This window comes from Dactylosporangium sp. NPDC050688 (assembly GCF_040654515.1).
Lineage (GTDB): Bacteria > Actinomycetota > Actinomycetes > Mycobacteriales > Micromonosporaceae > Dactylosporangium.
The window spans coordinates 13138-28120 of the sequence record NZ_JBFAIC010000048.1; the positions used below are offsets into that span (position 1 = coordinate 13138).

At 71.7% G+C, this 14983-nt stretch carries 12 protein-coding genes; 4 read left to right on the forward strand and 8 right to left on the reverse strand.

Going from position 1 to position 14983, the window contains the following annotated elements:
* Nucleotides 1-60: 60 nt before the first annotated feature.
* The 4 genes from AB0H83_RS34520 to AB0H83_RS34535 form a co-directional block, all read right to left on the reverse strand.
* Nucleotides 61-1020 carry an acetylxylan esterase gene (locus AB0H83_RS34520; RefSeq protein WP_360102471.1) on the reverse strand — a complete coding sequence of 320 codons (960 nt, stop codon included), beginning with the start codon at nucleotides 1018-1020 and terminating at the stop codon, nucleotides 61-63.
* A gap of 177 nt (nucleotides 1021-1197) precedes the next feature.
* Entirely contained in the window at nucleotides 1198-1932 is a 735-nt protein-coding gene (locus tag AB0H83_RS34525) for a hypothetical protein (protein ID WP_360102473.1), read from the reverse strand.
* Nucleotides 1933-1968: 36 nt separating this feature from the next.
* A complete protein-coding gene (locus AB0H83_RS34530; RefSeq protein WP_360102475.1) occupies nucleotides 1969-2556 on the reverse strand; it encodes a transcriptional regulator in 588 nt (195 codons plus the stop codon).
* A gap of 135 nt (nucleotides 2557-2691) precedes the next feature.
* A complete protein-coding gene (locus AB0H83_RS34535) occupies nucleotides 2692-3696 on the reverse strand; it encodes a LacI family DNA-binding transcriptional regulator (protein ID WP_360102477.1) in 1005 nt (334 codons plus the stop codon).
* Nucleotides 3697-4007: 311 nt separating this feature from the next.
* Here AB0H83_RS34535 and AB0H83_RS34540 point away from each other — a divergent pair, with 311 nt between their 5' ends.
* Both AB0H83_RS34540 and ctaD read left to right on the forward strand, forming a co-directional pair.
* Nucleotides 4008-4292 carry a hypothetical protein gene (locus AB0H83_RS34540; protein ID WP_360102479.1) on the forward strand — a complete coding sequence of 95 codons (285 nt, stop codon included), beginning with the start codon at nucleotides 4008-4010 and terminating at the stop codon, nucleotides 4290-4292.
* Nucleotides 4293-4432: 140 nt separating this feature from the next.
* Entirely contained in the window at nucleotides 4433-6169 is a 1737-nt protein-coding gene (ctaD, locus tag AB0H83_RS34545) for a cytochrome c oxidase subunit I (RefSeq protein ID WP_360102481.1), read from the forward strand.
* Between the two features lie 1757 nt (nucleotides 6170-7926).
* Here ctaD and AB0H83_RS34550 read toward each other — a convergent pair.
* The 4 genes from AB0H83_RS34550 to AB0H83_RS34565 all read right to left on the reverse strand — a co-directional run bounded on the left by AB0H83_RS34550 (nucleotide 7927) and on the right by AB0H83_RS34565 (nucleotide 13011).
* Entirely contained in the window at nucleotides 7927-8304 is a 378-nt protein-coding gene (locus AB0H83_RS34550) for an STAS domain-containing protein (protein ID WP_360102483.1), read from the reverse strand.
* A 212-nt stretch (nucleotides 8305-8516) separates the two neighbouring features.
* A complete protein-coding gene (locus AB0H83_RS34555; RefSeq protein ID WP_360102485.1) occupies nucleotides 8517-9089 on the reverse strand; it encodes an isochorismatase family protein in 573 nt (190 codons plus the stop codon).
* Nucleotides 9086-10369, reverse strand: a complete 1284-nt coding sequence (locus AB0H83_RS34560; protein WP_360102606.1) for a nicotinate phosphoribosyltransferase — start codon at nucleotides 10367-10369, stop codon at nucleotides 9086-9088. Before AB0H83_RS34560 ends, AB0H83_RS34555 begins: the two co-directional genes overlap by 4 nt.
* A 17-nt stretch (nucleotides 10370-10386) precedes the next feature.
* Complete coding sequence (locus AB0H83_RS34565) at nucleotides 10387-13011, reverse strand: LuxR C-terminal-related transcriptional regulator (RefSeq protein ID WP_360102487.1); 2625 nt, start codon at nucleotides 13009-13011, stop codon at nucleotides 10387-10389.
* 231 nt (nucleotides 13012-13242) lie between these two features.
* Here AB0H83_RS34565 and AB0H83_RS34570 point away from each other — a divergent pair, with 231 nt between their 5' ends.
* Together AB0H83_RS34570 and clpS are read left to right on the forward strand one after the other, a co-directional pair.
* A complete protein-coding gene (locus AB0H83_RS34570) occupies nucleotides 13243-14664 on the forward strand; it encodes a dynamin family protein (RefSeq protein ID WP_360102489.1) in 1422 nt (473 codons plus the stop codon).
* Between the two features lie 15 nt (nucleotides 14665-14679).
* Nucleotides 14680-14976 carry an ATP-dependent Clp protease adapter ClpS gene (gene clpS / locus AB0H83_RS34575; protein ID WP_033366007.1) on the forward strand — a complete coding sequence of 99 codons (297 nt, stop codon included), beginning with the start codon at nucleotides 14680-14682 and terminating at the stop codon, nucleotides 14974-14976.
* The last annotated feature ends 7 nt before the right edge of the window (nucleotides 14977-14983 follow it).

The following is a 14983-nucleotide window of genomic DNA, read 5'->3' on the forward strand; positions in this document are numbered from 1 at the left end:
CGGCCAGCCGGCGCGCACCGCCCGCAGCGATCTGCGCGCACCGTCCCGGCAGGCCGGCGCTCACCGTCCGAGCAGGGCGTTGGCGAACGCGACCGACCGTGCGGAGAAGTGGCCCTGGCCGCCGTCGTGGCCGTCCCACTCGTACAGCTCCAGCTCCTTCGGGCCCTGCAGCGCGTTGTACGCCGCGAACACCGTCGACGGCGGGCACGTCAGGTCCATCAGGGCGGCCGACACCAGCGCCGGGGCGGTGATGCGGGTGGCGAAGTGCGCCCCGTCCACGTAGTCCACGGTGGCCAGGGCGCGGGCGGCCCGGTCCGGGTCGAGCCGGCAGAAGGCGGCGAACTCGGCGTACGGCGTCCGGTCGGTGATCGTCACCGCGCGGCGGATGTCGCACAGGAACGGCACGCCCGCCACGACGCCGTCGACCGTGGTCAGGCCGGCCGCGGCGAGGGCCAGGCCGCCGCCCTGGCTGATGCCGCTGACCAGGACCTGCGACGCGAACGGCAGCGCCCGGGCGGTCTCCACGGCCCGCACCGCGTCGGTGATCAGGCGGCGGTAGTAGTAGGTCCGCGGGTCGAGCACGCCGCGGGTCAGGAAGCCCGGCGACTGCGGCCCCGAGCCGTCCGGGTCCGGGGTGTCGCCGGCCCGCCAGCCGCCGCCCTGGCCGCGGGTGTCCATCACGAGGTGGGCGTACCCGGCCGCCGACCAGAGCAGCCAGTCGTGAGGGAAGCCGCGGCCCCCGCCGTACCCGACGAATTCCACGACGACGGGAAGCGGCCCTTCGGCGCCGGCCGGGCGGTTGAGCCACGCCTTGACCGGCTGGCCGGCGAACCCGGTGAACGTCACGTCGGTCGTGCCGACCGCCCGCAGGCCGGTGTCGGCCGGGGTCAGCACGGCCGGCGCGGCCAGCTCGCGCGCCTCGTCGAGGGTCGCGGCCCAGAACGCGTCGAAGTCGGCGGGCTCGGGCGTCGCGCAGCGGTGCTGCCGCAGCTCGGCGAGGGGCAGGTCGAAGAGCGCCATGGCGGCGACCCTATTACCAGGAACTTCCCAGCGCGATTACGGGTGTGACTCAGGTCCGCCCCGCAGTATTTGGGATGTGACCGGCGCCGGACAAAACCGGAAGCCTCCCTGGATGGTCCACCCGGCGCACGGTCACGCCAAACGTTGCACATCAACATGTTGCCGCAGCTGGGGTGGTCAGCGGGGGGCAACGGTGATGCGATCGAGGTCGGGGCACCAACTGCCGATGGTGTTCCCGGCCTCGATCGTGTTCTGGCCCGCCTCGAGGCGCACGGTGAGTGCGATGGTCGCGACCCGGTCCCACGCGCCGCTGGACGGGAAGCGGACGTGCTGCCAGCTGCCGCGCCCGGCGCGCAGCCAGCAGGCGCGGTCATCGGTGGACAGGTAGGCGACGGTGAGTGTGACCTCGCCGGCCTGCTGGGCGGTGACGCCGGTGAACGTCAGGATCCGGTTGTTGCCGATGCCCGTGACGGCCCGGCCGCCGGAGGCGGCGGAGACCTCCCGCACGGTCATCTGGCTGGGCCGGCGGTTCGCCGCGGCCTCCGCTTCGATCGTTTTGGCAGCGGTACCGGTGGCGCTCGGCGAGCCGGGCACCGACGGCGCCACGGCCGACGCCGACACCGACGGCGCGGTGGAGGCAGCCGGTGACGCCGACGCGCTGTGGCTCGGCCTGGCGCTGGGGGAGCCGGTGCGGCTCGCCCCCGCCATGGCGGCCGGACCGGTCGGCACGAGCGGCCCCAGCGGCTCGGCCGACAGCCGGTCCTCGGGCTGCGAGCCGCCGCCGGTCAGGACCCGCAGCAGCAATGCCATCAGCGCGACGACGACGAGCACCGCGGCGAATACGAAGCGTGGCTGACCGCCGATGCCGGCCCTGCGCTTCCCGGTGTACGCGGGCGGGTCCAGCTCGGTCATGCCCGGCACGGTAGCGGTTTCGTGCCGGGAGGACCACTACGCGTCGGGAGCCCGACCGGCGGCCACCGGTACACATGCGGAAACGGCGACCTCGATCGACGAGAGGTGGGCCAGCCCGGCCGGCACGGGCTCCCAGCCGGGCCCGGCCGAGGCGAACCGGGTGCCCGGGAACCGGCCGGCGATGGCGAGCAGCGAGGCCGGGTCGGCGGTGCCCGGCTGCTGCGACCACACGATCGCGGTGCCGGGCACCGTGCGCCGCACCGCGGCCCGCAGCGCACTCCACGGCACCTCCGCGCCGAGCAGGAACGTGCCGATGCGCCGCTCGAACAGGGCCGCGGCCAGGGCGCGCAGCGGCAGCGAGTGCGCCTCGCGGGGCGCGCACGCCAGCAGGACGTGGTTGGTCCTGATGTCGTCGTGCCGCGGCGCGCTGACGAGGTCCAGACCGTGTGCGAGTCCCTGGCTGAGAGCATGCTCGACGGTGACGTCCCCGGTCACCTCGTGCAGCGCCGGGACGCACACAACGGTCCAGACCTCGATCACGCCGCGCGCCTCCATCAGCTCCCGGACGGTGCGCGCGACCGTGCCGGTGTCCAGTGACCGGGCCGCCTCCAGTAGCCGTTGCATACCCTGTTGTTCGTCGGGCCGGCCCCGTTTGGATGCAGTTCGGAGGTCATGCCAGCACCTCCGCTGCGCTCCGGCGCCGCCCTGACCTTGGAACTGCGCCGATGATGCCCGGCTCCTCGCTGCGCTGCGGGCCGGTCATGCCGACTGCCGTCGGACCAGGGTGGTGGGCAGGACCGGGGAGGCCTCGACGGGCTCACCGTTCATGAGCGACAGCAGCTGGCGGGCCGCGGCCGCGCCGATCTCCTCGACCGGTTGCTTGATCGTGGTGAGCGGCGGCTGGGTGAAGGCCGCGAGGGGCAGGTCGTCGAAGCCGATGACGGCGACGTCCTCCGGCACCCGCCGTCCCGCCTGCCGCAGCGCGTGCAGCGCCCCGACGGCCATCAGGTCCGACGCGGCGAACACCGCGTCGAGGGTCGGCCGGTGGTCCAGCAGCCGGGTCATGGCGTGCACGCCGGCGGGCCGGGTGAAGTCGCCGTAGGCGATCGGGCCCGGCTCCAGCCCGGCCCGCTCGAGACCTTCGCGGAACCCGGCCAGCCGGTCCACGCCCGCGGACACGTCCGGCGGGCCGGCGATCGTGACGATGCGCTTGCGGCCGGTGCGGGCCAGGTGCTCGACGGCCTGCCGCGCGCCGCCGCGGTTGTCCGCGTCGACGTACGGCAGGGTGCTGGTCTGCAGCGGCCGGCCGATGAGCGTGACCGGCACGCCGAGCGCGGGCAGGGTCACGACCAGGGGGTGGCTGCTGCGGCAGTAGATCAGCAGGACCCCGTCGATGTGGCCGCTGCTGAGGTACCGCTGCAGTGACGCCGGTCGTTCCCCGGCGGCGAGCAGCATGGGCATGTCCCGCTCGGCGAACGCCGCACTGGCGCCCGCGAGCACACGGGAGTAGAACGGATCGGCGAACAGTCGTGCGTTGGGCTCGCAGACCACGGCGGCGACCGAGCGGGGGCGACGGTCGACGGCGCGGGCGGCGCGCTGCCGGACGTAGCCGAGCCGATCGACGGCGTCACGGACCTGCTGGCGGGCGGTTGGGCTGACTCGGGCGGAGCCGTTGAGCACGCGGGAGGCGGTGGCGGAAGAAACACCGGCGAGCGCGGCGACATGGGCGAGCGTGGGGTGTTCGGCAGCGGCGGTAATCGACATCGCGACCTCCTCGGATAGCAAGGCGTCGATTTTGGGAGCGCTTCCATACCGGAGCGTCATACACGGTTTCCGTACTGTCAACACGAGATTGCCGCCAGGTTTCACTACCGGGGTTTCGACTGTAAATTTCACCGGCCGTCACGCCGCGGACGGCTCTGGCGTGACCTGCGTGGATCTCCTAGCCTGGCGATGCGTCGATGCGCGGCCGTCTCTAGGGTTTCGTCCGGTTCTGTGCTCGTCGGTCCTGTCCGGTGCTATCTGGGAGATTCGCGATGCGTGACTGGATTGCCGTTATCATCACGGTGCTCGGGGTGCTGCTGGTGCTCGCCGGCGCGACCTTGATCCTCTTGCGGGCGCTGCCGGTGCGCACGCCGGCGCCCGCTGTTCCGGACGCCTCCGAGTCCGAGGCCGTCACGCAGGTGGTGCCCGAGCCGGTCCCGGTCTCCGCCCGGATCGCGGGGGCGTGGAAGGCGCCGACACCGGCGGACCGGCTGATCTTCTGGGGCATCGTGCTGCTGGTCCTGGCGGCGGTTGCGGCCGGTGCCATCACGTTCAACCTCGGCGCGGCGGGTGGCTCTGCACCTGCTACCCGTTAGGTCTTGTGCCCCCAGCGATTTTGTGTCGGACCGGGAGACTATCCTGCCTCCGAGGTGAACGTGTTGATCGCGACGTTGATCGGGCGGGCACCTCGCGGAGCTGGCTCGCCAGCGGGTTCAACAGCCTCAGGAGGCCTTTCGTGACCACCGTTGCACCAAAGCCGATCGTCACCAGGCCTTGGCCGGTGCACCAGCCGGTCAAGGGCTCGGCGTTCGCTCGGCTGTTGCGCACGACGGACGCCAAGCAGATCGGGTTGATGTACCTCACGACGTCGTTCGTGTTCTTCCTGATCGGTGGCTTCATGGCGCTGCTCATGCGCGCCGAGCTGGCCCGGCCGGGGCTGCAGTTCCTCTCCCCGGAGCAGTACAACCAGCTGTTCACCATGCACGGCACGATCATGCTGCTGTTCTTCGCGACGCCGATCGTGTTCGCCTTTGCGAACTACATCACGCCGCTGCAGATCGGCGCGCCCGACGTCTCGTTCCCCCGGCTGAACTCGTTCGCCTACTGGCTCTACGCGTTCGGTGGCTCGATCACCCTGATCGGCTTCATCACCCCGGGCGGCGCCGCCGACTTCGGCTGGTTCGCCTACGCCCCCCTCAACAGCATGGTCCACTCGCCCGGCGTCGGCGCCGACCTGTGGATCGTCGGCCTGGTCCTGTCCGGCCTCGGCACCATCCTCGGCGCCGTCAACATGATCACCACGATCCTGACGCTGCGCGCGCCCGGCATGACGATGTTCCGCATGCCGATGTTCACGTGGAACATCCTGGTCACCAGCGTCCTGGTCATCATGGTCTTCCCGATCCTGGCCGCCGCGCTGCTCGCCCTGGAGGCCGACCGCCGCCTCGGCGCCCACGTCTACGACGCGGAGACCGGCGGCGCGATGCTCTGGCAGCACCTGTTCTGGTTCTTCGGCCACCCCGAGGTCTACATCGTGGCGCTGCCGTTCTTCGGCATCATCACGGAGGTCATCCCGGTCTTCAGTCGCAAGCCGGTCTTCGGCTACAAGGGCCTCGTCGGCGCGACCATCGCGATCGGTGCCCTGTCGATGAGCGTGTGGGCGCACCACATGTTCGCGACCGGTCAGGTGCTCATGCCGTTCTTCTCGTTCCTGAGCTTCGTCATCGCCGTGCCGACCGGCATGAAGTTCTTCAACTGGATCGGCACCATGTGGCGGGGCCAGATCACCTTCGAGACACCGATGCTGTTCGCCATCGGCTTCCTGGTGACCTTCCTCTTCGGTGGTCTCTCCGGCGTCCTGCTCGCCAGCCCGCCGATCGACTTCCACGTGTCCGACACGTACTTCGTGGTCGCCCACTTCCACTACGTGCTCTTCGGCACGATCGTCTTCGCCGTCTACGCCGGCGTCTACTTCTGGTTCCCGAAGATGACCGGCCGCATGCTCGACGAGCGCCTCGGCAAGGTCCACTTCTGGCTCACCACGATCGGCTTCCACACCACGTTCCTGGTGCAGCACTGGCTCGGCACGCAGGGCATGCCCCGCCGTTATGCCGACTACCTGCAGTCCGACGGCTTCACCACGCTCAACACGGTCTCGACCATCGGCTCGTTCATCACCGGCCTCTCCACGCTGCCCTTCCTCTGGAACGTGTGGAAGTCCTACAAGACCGGCCGTGTCGTCGAGGTCAACGACCCGTGGGGCCACGGCATGTCCCTGGAGTGGGCCACCTCCTGCCCGCCCCCGCTGCGCAACTTCGACAGCATGCCCCGCATCCGCTCGGAGCGCCCGGCCTTCGACGCCCGCTTCCCGGCACACGCGCCCGGCCACTCCCTGGAGGCCCCGCCGACCGGCGGCGCCCGCCCCCTCAGCCACGAGGCCGACGGCGGCGCCACCTACGAGGAGCAACACTAACCGCTTCGCCGTTCCACCCCCGCTCACGCGGGCCCGACCACTGGCAGCCCCGACCACCGCAGCCGCTTCCGCCGGCCGCCCAGGTCGGGGCTGCCCCTTTTCCAGGGCGCTCGCTTCCCGGGGTGTTTGCCTCCCGGGGCTTGGGGGTGCCCGGTTCTCAGGGCCTTTCGGACCTTTCGGACCTTTCTGGGCCTTTTCGGGATGTTTGGGTCCCAGGCTGCCGCTTTCGGGCACGCGGTTCCTGAGGCGCGCAGTTCCTGAGGCGCGCAGTTCCTGAGGCGCTCGGTTCCTGAGGCGCTCGGTGCTTGAGTGCTCGGACCGGGTGCTCGGCTCCTGAGGTGCCCGCTTCTCGCGGTGCGCTCCGGTGCGCTCCCTGGACGGCGTCTGCGGCATGTGCGCGACCGGGCAGCACAACCCGGTGGATCCCTGTGCGCCGGAGAACAGGGATCCACCGGGTTCCAGGGATCCACCGGGTTGTACCCCCGTGGTCCAGCCTGCGCACACGCACGTTGGCGTACGTGCGTGGGAGCCATCGCTCGTCATGGCGGTCAGCGTCCACGGAGAGTGACTCACCTGTGGCACCCGTTCTCGCGCCGGCCGCGCCCCAGCCGGCGGACGCCTCACAGCCCGGCGGCGCGTCCTGCTGAGTGCGACGCCACCCGCCCCTTGATCACGAGGCCGATACTGGCGCCACCGACAAGCTGCAACCGCGGCCGTGTCCCCTCTGCCTCCGTTGTTCCAGTCCGATCTGGTGGCCCGGCCGCCGCAGCCGCCCCTGACCGCTGCGGGCAGGTCGCTCTGGCTGCCGTCCAGTGCCTTCCCGCGGTGGTCGCGGCCATTCCGGCGATCCCGGTCGTGAAGAGGATCACCAGCAGCGTGCGCATTCCCGACCGGCGCGGCGGGCTGCCCAGCTGGTGCCAGCTGTTGCGGCTGCCGCGGCGGCTTCGACGGTCCTCAGGGGGCCGGGGGCAGAAGCCCCGGCACGTGAGGCGCGGCTCTGCGGTCCCGAAGTCCTGTGGAGCCGGCGGTCCTGGTGCCGGCGGTCCTGTGATGCCGGTGTCACTGCGCCTTATCCCGGCGGCTTGGTCACTGTGCACCCGGCGGCTGGTCGCTGTGCCTACCCGGCGGCTGGTCGGTGCGCCTCCCGGGAGCCTGTCGGACTTCGAGGGGTACCGCGCCCGGAGCGTGGCGGCGGCCGGAGCGTGGCGCCGGAGGCTGTTGTAACGCGAATGCGGGCGCCGTCGATCACCGCCGATTGCCGGTCGCCGCGGCGGTTGCTTGCGCCGCTGCACAACTGGGTTGCCTGGCCCTTCCCCGCTTACGACGATCGGCGTTTCGGCCGTCCTGGGCCACTTCAGCGGCCGCAGGAGGTCCGGTTCAGCGGCCGCAGGAGGTCCGGCTGGTTGTCGGGAGCGCCGCATTGGGGGCCGTCCCAGTTGATGGGACTGCGTGGCCCTTGCCGCGGCGGCCGAGCGACTTGCCCCCGCCACCCGGGGAGGCGGCACCGCGGACCGATCGGGTGATTCACCCGATCGCAGCGAATCGCCGCCCTCGAAGGGGCGGCGACGGCGAGTAACCGGAATGGAGATGATCCACGCTGACGGGTGAATCGGCGTAAGGCAGGCGTATCGCCCAAGAACGGACGGCAGCCGGGTGGTCACGTAGTGCGACAGGAAGTGCCGGAAAAGGTAGAGGCGGAAAACGGTGGACCTTGGACGTGCGGGGTCCAAGGTCCGGACCGCGTGGGCTTCTCGGCGTCAGGCGGGCTGGGTGACGTTGCGCTCGCGGGGCTGCGGGAGGCGGCCGGAGACCGTGCCCGGCGGGATCGGGACCCCGAGGATGTCGCTGACGCCGACCACCGCGAACAGGCGCGCGATGAACGGGTTTGGGCGGCGGATGTGCAGCTTGACGCCCATGCTGTGGCAGATGCGCTTGGCGACCACGAGGGTGCCGATGCCGGTGGAGTCGAGGAACGTGACGCCGGCGAGGTCGATGACGAGCGTGTCGATATTGCCGTCGAGCACTGAACTTACCGCTGTGCGGAGCTCCTGAGCGGTCTCATAGTCGATTTCGCCGCTCAGGCTCAGCGCCGCTTCTCGCTGATCTGCAGGGCGGGTTTCGATCGACAACTTCACGTGACCCTCCTGGTGCTGGGCTGTCCACCATGGACGACCCTTCGAGGTCCCGCAAGCGTAGCGAAGTCTCACCTTTTTCGCCACGCTCCGTGTAGGTGGTCCTTACGTTGTGACGTGAGAAGTTCTCACATCGATGCGGAACCGCTTGCCGGGATGACGGTACACGTCGGTTGTTACACGGCAAGTCCAGTTCCGTGCCATCCGCCGGATGGTCAGCTCGTGGCCACGACCGGTTCACCAACAAGGGTGACACCGGCGGCGCGCAGCTCAGCCAGGGCGGCGTCCACGGTCGGCCGGGCGACCCCCGCCGTGAGGTCCAGCAGCACGGTTGTAACAAATCCCGAATTCTGGGCATCGACTGCGGTCGCTCGCACGCAGTGGTCGGTGGCGATGCCGACCACGTCGACGTCGGAGACGGACCGGTCGCGCAGCCAGGTCGCGAGGTCGACGCCGGAGGAGGAGCCCTGGAAGCCGGAGTACGCCGCCTCGTACTCGCCCTTGGTGAACACCGCCTCGACCCGGGACACGTCCAGCGACGGGTGGAAGTCGACGCCGCCGGTGCCGACCACGCAGTGCACGGGCCAGGTCGACACGTAGTCGGGCGCCTCGGCGAAGTGGGCGCCGGGGTTGATGTGGTGGTCCTGGGTGGCCACGACGTGGTCCCACGACCCGCCGGCCACGGCGGCGGAGATGGCCGCCGCGACGGACGCGCCGCCGCCGACGGCGAGCGAGCCGCCCTCGCAGAAGTCGTTCTGGACGTCGACGATGATCAAAGCGCGGGTCATGCGGAGCCCCCAAGCATCTGGACGGGAACCGCCGGGTCACCGGCGGACAGCTTGAGCCCCTCCCAGGGGATGGAGATGAGGCACTGGCGCAGGTGCTCCCGGGAGGCGGCCAGGTCGGGCAGGTCGGGCGCCGGCTCGCCGGCGCGGATGAACGCCCGCTGCAGCGCGCGGTCGTTGGCCTCGGGCGCCGGCGCGCCCATGGACACGACGATCTCCTCGGTGGCGGTGCCGGTCGGCTTGTGCCGGCGCACGGCGGTCTTGCGGCCGCCGACGGTGCCCTTGTTCTCGGAGCGCTTGACCACCGGGCGGCCGTCGACCTCGACCAGCTTGTAGACCAGGCCGGCGGTCGGGGCGCCGGAGCCGACGACGACGGCGGTGCCGGCACCGTACGCATCGACAGGCTCGGCGGCCAGGGCGGCGATCGCGTACTCGTCGAGGTCGCCGGAGACGATGATCTGGGTCTCGGTCGCGCCGAGGGAGTCCAGCAGGGCCCGGGAGTGCGCGGCGAGGACCGACAGGTCGCCCGAGTCGATGCGCACGGCCCGCAGGTCGGGTCCGGCGACGGCGATCGCGTTGCGGATGCCCTGGGCGATGTCGTACGTGTCGACCAGCAGCGTGGTCTGCTTGCCCAGGGTCGCCACCTGCGAGGCGAACGCCGCCTGCTCGGTGTCGTGCAGCAACGTGAAGGCGTGCGCGGCGGTGCCGGTGGTCGGGATGCCGTAGCGCCGGCCGGCCTCCAGGTTGGAGGTGTAGGCGAAGCCGGCCAGGTAGGCGGCGCGCGCCGCGGCGACCGCGGCCTCCTCGTGCGTGCGGCGCGAGCCCATCTCGATCACGGCGCGGCCGCGGGCAGCGGTGACCATGCGGGCGGCGCCGGCGGCGATCGCGCTGTCGTGGTTGAGGATCGACAGGACCAGCGTCTCCAGCACGACACACTCGGCGAACGTGCCGCTGACGGTGAGGATCGGCGAGCCGGGGAAGAACAGCTCACCCTCGGCGTAGCCGTCGATGTCGCCGGTGAAGCGGTACGCGGCCAGCCACTCGGCCGTCTCCGGCGCCACGATCCCGCGGCTGAGCAGGAAATCGACGTCCTCGGCGGAGAAGCGGAAGGAGCTGAGGTGCTCCACGAGCCGCCCGGTGCCCGCGACGACGCCGTAGCGCCGGCCGGTGGGCAGGCGGCGGGCGAACACCTCGAAGACGCAGCTGCGCGACGCGGTGCCGTCGCGCAGTGCCGCCGACAGCATCGTCAGCTCGTAATGGTCGGTCAGCAGCGCGCTCGTGATCACACGGCCCAGCCTATTCACTCCTCGGGCGGCAGGGAGCGCAGGGCCGCGGCCAGTTCTGCGCGCCCGGTCACACCGAGCTTGGCGTAGACCCGCATGAGGTGGTTGTCCACGGTACGGGAGGACAGGTACAGCTGGTCGGCGATCTCCTTCGACGGGACGCCGGCGGCGGCGAGCCGGGCGATCTGCCGCTCCCGGCCGGTCAGCATCGGCTGCGGCACGACCAGCGCGGGGGTGGCCGCGGTCGGGCAGAGCAGCCGCAGCTCGGCGAGGCGCTGGGCGGCCCGCGGCGTCTGCGGCGAGCGGATGCCCCGCAGCAGGGTGACGGCGCCGGCGGCGGCCTCCGCGGCGTACAGGTTGAGCTCCTGATCGGCGAGCTCCTCGGCGACCGCGAGCAGGCTGCCGCCGTCCTCCCCGGCGATCGCCCGCACGTGCCAGGCCATCGCCGGTGCGGTGCGCCCCTCGACGGTGTGCGACAGCGCGTCCAGGCGGTCGCAGACCTCGCCGGCGAAGCCCAGCCGGCCCAGGTGGTACAGGGCGAACATCTCGTGCGCGGCGAAGCCGTCGCTGCGGGTGCGCGCCGCGAGCAGCCGCAGCACCTCCGCGGCGGTCGGGATGTCGCCGGCCGCGACCGCGACCCAGGCCCGGGCCTCCTCGAGCCAGGGGTACAGCACCTCCATCGAGCGGTAGTGCGACGCCTCGGCGATCGCGAACGCCTCCGCGGCGCCGGCCGCGTCCCCGGCGAGGGCGGCGGCGTGCGCCCGCTCGGCGTGGGCGAGCGCGACGAAGACCTTGCCGGTGGCCAGGGCCGCGCAGGCCTGCGACGCGGCCCGGGCCGCCTCGGTGAGCCGTCCCCGCAGGCGGGCCGCCTGGGCGCGGACGATCTGCAGGTAGCCGGAGCCCATGTTGAAGTTGCCGGCGTCGGCCATGCCGGCGAACTCGGCGGCCACGATCGCGTCGACGGCCTCCAGGTCGGCGGCGAGGATCATGGCCGTGCCGCGGGCGAGTTCGATGCCGAGCTGGAAGTACGGCAGCTCGACCCGCCACTGCGCCGCCTCGGCGTCGACCGCGGCCAACGCCTTGACGGTCTGCACCGGGGTGCCGCGCATGGCCTGCAGCTGGGCCATGTTGCTGCGGGCGAGGGCCCGCGGGCCGGGGGCGCTGGCCGCGCTGTCGAGGACCTGGCGGGCGAGGGTGAGCGCCTGGGCGTTGTCGCCCCGGTGCAGCCGCATCGTCGACTCCACGGCCAGCACCAGGGAGCGTTCGCGCAGGTCGCTCAGCTCGTACGCCTGGCGGTCGATGTCGTCAACGGTGTCCGGGTCGCCGAGACCCCACTGGGCGGTGATGTGCCGGATGGCGAGCCACCGGCTGCGCTGGGACTCCTCGACGGTCTGGTCCTTGTTGGCGTCGAGGATCGCCACGGCCTCCTCGGGCATGTTGACGAACATGAGGATGGTGGCCAGGGTCTCCGCGGCGTCGAACCCGCCGCCGGCCGCGAGGGCCGCCTTGCCCAGCCGCATCGCCAGCGCCATGTCGTAGGTGGCGAACGCCAGCCGGCACGCCATCAGCAGCTGCTGCGGGTCGCGGGCGGTGTCGCTGTCCAGCCGCCAGACGGCGACGCGGAGCAGGTCGTCGCGGCGCCGGGCGCCGCTGCTCTCCACCAGCGTGGCCAGGTCGGCCAGCAGCCGGCGGACCCGGGTGACCGGGCAGCGGCGGCGCACGACCTCGCCGTACAGGGGATGGGCGAGGCGGACTGTGGTGCGCCGGTCCTCCACGACCACCCGGATCAGCTGCCGCTCCTCGGCAGTCTCCACGGTGTTGAGGTCGGTGGCGCTGACCAGCAGCGGCAGCCCGATCGGCTCGCCGAACGCGACCAGCTCCAGCACGGCGCGCTCCTGCGGGGTGAGCTTGCCGATGCGGGCGTCCACCACCTCGGTCAGGGTCGGGGCGAGGTCGACCTTGCCCGTCCAGCGCTGCATCCCGTAGCTCTCGATGATCTCGCCGCTGGCGTGCGCGGCGATGACCAGCTCGCGCAGCAGCAGCGCGTTGCCCTGCGACAGCTGCTGCAGCCGGTCGATGGAGGCTGAGTCGACCGGCCCGCCGAGCACCTGCTGCAGCAGGTCGGAGGTCTCCTGCAGGGTCAGCGGGGTGAGCTCGATCCGCTCGACCAGGTCGTCCTTCCACAGCGCGCTGATCGGGTCGTGCACCGGCTCGCCGGTGCGCACGGTGCCGATCACCGTCGCGTTCTCGGAGCGGGCGACGTAGTAGACGAGCGCGGCGGACAGCGGGTCGAGCAGGTGGGCGTCGTCGATGGCCACGACGATCGGCCGGCCCGCGGCCTGGCGGTGCAGCGCGTCGACGGCCCACCGCAGCAGGCCGGCCGGCGAGCCGCCCGCCGGCTGGTCGGGCGGCAGCACCTGGGCCAGCCCGCCTAGCGGCAGACCGGCCGTGGCGGCGTTCGCCGTCGCGGTCCAGACGGCGAGCCTGTCCTGGTCAAGGGCGTTGACGCCCTCGCGCAGCAATCGGCTCTTGCCGATGCCTGGCGGGCCGCCCAGAATTAAGCCGCGACCGGTAGAGCCGGTGGCTGCCTCGGAGAGACGGACCAGTTCAGCGTTTCGACCGACAAAGCTCCACGGGGGCACCGTCGCAGCATATCGATAGGTCGATTACTGCGAGTACCCGCCGATGCGCGAACTTGAGTAGTGCGTTCGGACTCAGTTGAGTAGCCGGAGCACTGCCTCCGTAAGTGCCCGTTCACGTAGCGTTCCGATGCTTACCGGCCGTGTTCAAGGAGGTCGCACATGGGGTCTGGGATCATGCAGGCGCCGCTGATCGATCTGACAGTCACGACGCCCGGGGGTCCAGTGTCTGCCATGCCGGTCCGCGGGAGCAGGGGTCACCGCCAGCCCGAGACCCGCTCCGCGCCCGGCGCCCGCAGCTACGCGGTGATCGCGGGCTCGCCGCGCAGCGGCAAGACCGCACTGCTCAACGCCCTGATCCGGCGCGCCGAGCCGGCCCCGGCCGGCGACGCCTGGCTGGTCTTCCGGCACGGCGACAAGCCCGAGACCCGCGCGTTCGTCCCCGGTCACCGGGAGTCGCGCACCGTCGTCGACGCGTTCATGACCGGCCAGCGCGACCCGCGGCCCGGCCCGGCCCGCCCCGCTCGGCGCATCGAGATCACCCACTCCGAAGGTCTGCTCAAGCGCGTCGCGCTGGTCGACACGCCCGGCAGCGGGGGCCTGGACGCCGCCAACGCCGAGATCATCCTCGACGCCGCCGAACGGGGCCTCGGCCTGCTGTTCGTCGCCGACGCCGCCGCGCCGCTGGCGCGCGCCGACCTGGACCTGCTCGCCGCCGCGGCGGACCGGGTCGAGCGGATCGCGTTCGTGCTGACGCGCATCGACCAGCACGACGGCTGGCCCGAGATGCTGGTGGCCAACCGGGCCCTGCTCGCCTCGCGCGGCCAGATGCTGGCCTCGGCGCCCTGGTTCCCGGTGTCGCTTGAGCCCGGCGCGGTCTTCGGCGTCGCCGAGCTGCGCCACGAGCTGGAGACCTGGGCCGAGCCGCGCCCCGCGCCGGTCGGGGTCGCCGCGGCGACCGTCTCCCGTGCCGGCGACGAGTGGCAGGACCTGCTCGAGCGCGAGATCGCCGCCCGCCGGGTGGCCGCCGTCCAGCGGGTCTCGATCGACCTGGCGACGATCCACGTGCGGTGCGTGCAGGAGCTCGGCTCCGGCAAGGGCTGCCCGGAGCTGCCGCACGTGCTCGACCGGGAGCTGCACGCGCTGTCCGTGCGCACCACCCGCCAGCTGCACGCCGACACCCGCGAGGTGATCGGCACGGTCTTCACCGAGCTGCTGGACACCGAGCCCGACGCGGTGGTCCTGGCCAGGGTCACCGCCGCGGCCCGCCGCGCGGTGGACTCGCTGCGCGACGACGACCGCGACCGCAACCACGCCCTGCTGCTGACCGCCACGTCGGCGGTGGCCACGGTGGCGGGCGCGACAGCGGTGGACAACCTCTCCGCCGTCGGCGGCCCCGAGCCGGCCGACCAGGTGCTGCCCTCGCTGGGCATCGCCCTCAACGCCAGCTGTTACGCACTCTGGCAGCCGAAGGTCGCCCCGGGCGGCCCGCCCAAGCACGCCGACAAGAAGGACTGCCGCCGCTGGTTGCAGCACGCGTTGCGCGAGATCGAGGTCGAGGTGGGTCACGAGCTGGGCGAGCGCTACGGCGCGCTGCGCCAGGCGCTGGTCATCATCGGTGGGGACGCGGTCGACCATGGCGTGCTGCTCGCTTGATGGCACCATGTTGGTATGGCGGCGCCGCAGGTCGTACCGATCGAAGAGACCCGTCTCGAGGCTGATGAGGTGCCCGAGACCGACCGTCCGTGGGTGACCGTGGTCTGGAACGATCCGGTCAACCTCATGAGCTACGTGACGTGGGTCCTGCAGAAACTGTTCGGATTCAGCAAGGAGAAGGCCGAACGCCTCATGCTCGACGTGCATCACAAGGGCAAGGCGATCGTCTCCAGCGGTCCCCGGGAGAAGATGGAATATGACGCCTCCCGGCTGCAGGCCTACGGCCTCTGGGCGACGGTGGATAAATCGTGACAATGTT

Coding starts and splice junctions, on each gene's coding strand:
- AB0H83_RS34555 (WP_360102485.1), bottom strand. CDS start 9,089: ATGACCCGCGCTTTGATCATCGTCGACGTCCAGAACGACTTCTGCGAG.
- AB0H83_RS34520 (WP_360102471.1), bottom strand. CDS start 1,020: ATGGCGCTCTTCGACCTGCCCCTCGCCGAGCTGCGGCAGCACCGCTGC.
- AB0H83_RS34525 (WP_360102473.1), bottom strand. CDS start 1,932: ATGACCGAGCTGGACCCGCCCGCGTACACCGGGAAGCGCAGGGCCGGC.
- AB0H83_RS34530 (WP_360102475.1), bottom strand. CDS start 2,556: ATGCAACGGCTACTGGAGGCGGCCCGGTCACTGGACACCGGCACGGTC.
- AB0H83_RS34570 (WP_360102489.1), top strand. CDS start 13,243: ATGCCGGTCCGCGGGAGCAGGGGTCACCGCCAGCCCGAGACCCGCTCC.
- AB0H83_RS34535 (WP_360102477.1), bottom strand. CDS start 3,696: ATGTCGATTACCGCCGCTGCCGAACACCCCACGCTCGCCCATGTCGCC.
- clpS (WP_033366007.1), top strand. CDS start 14,680: ATGGCGGCGCCGCAGGTCGTACCGATCGAAGAGACCCGTCTCGAGGCT.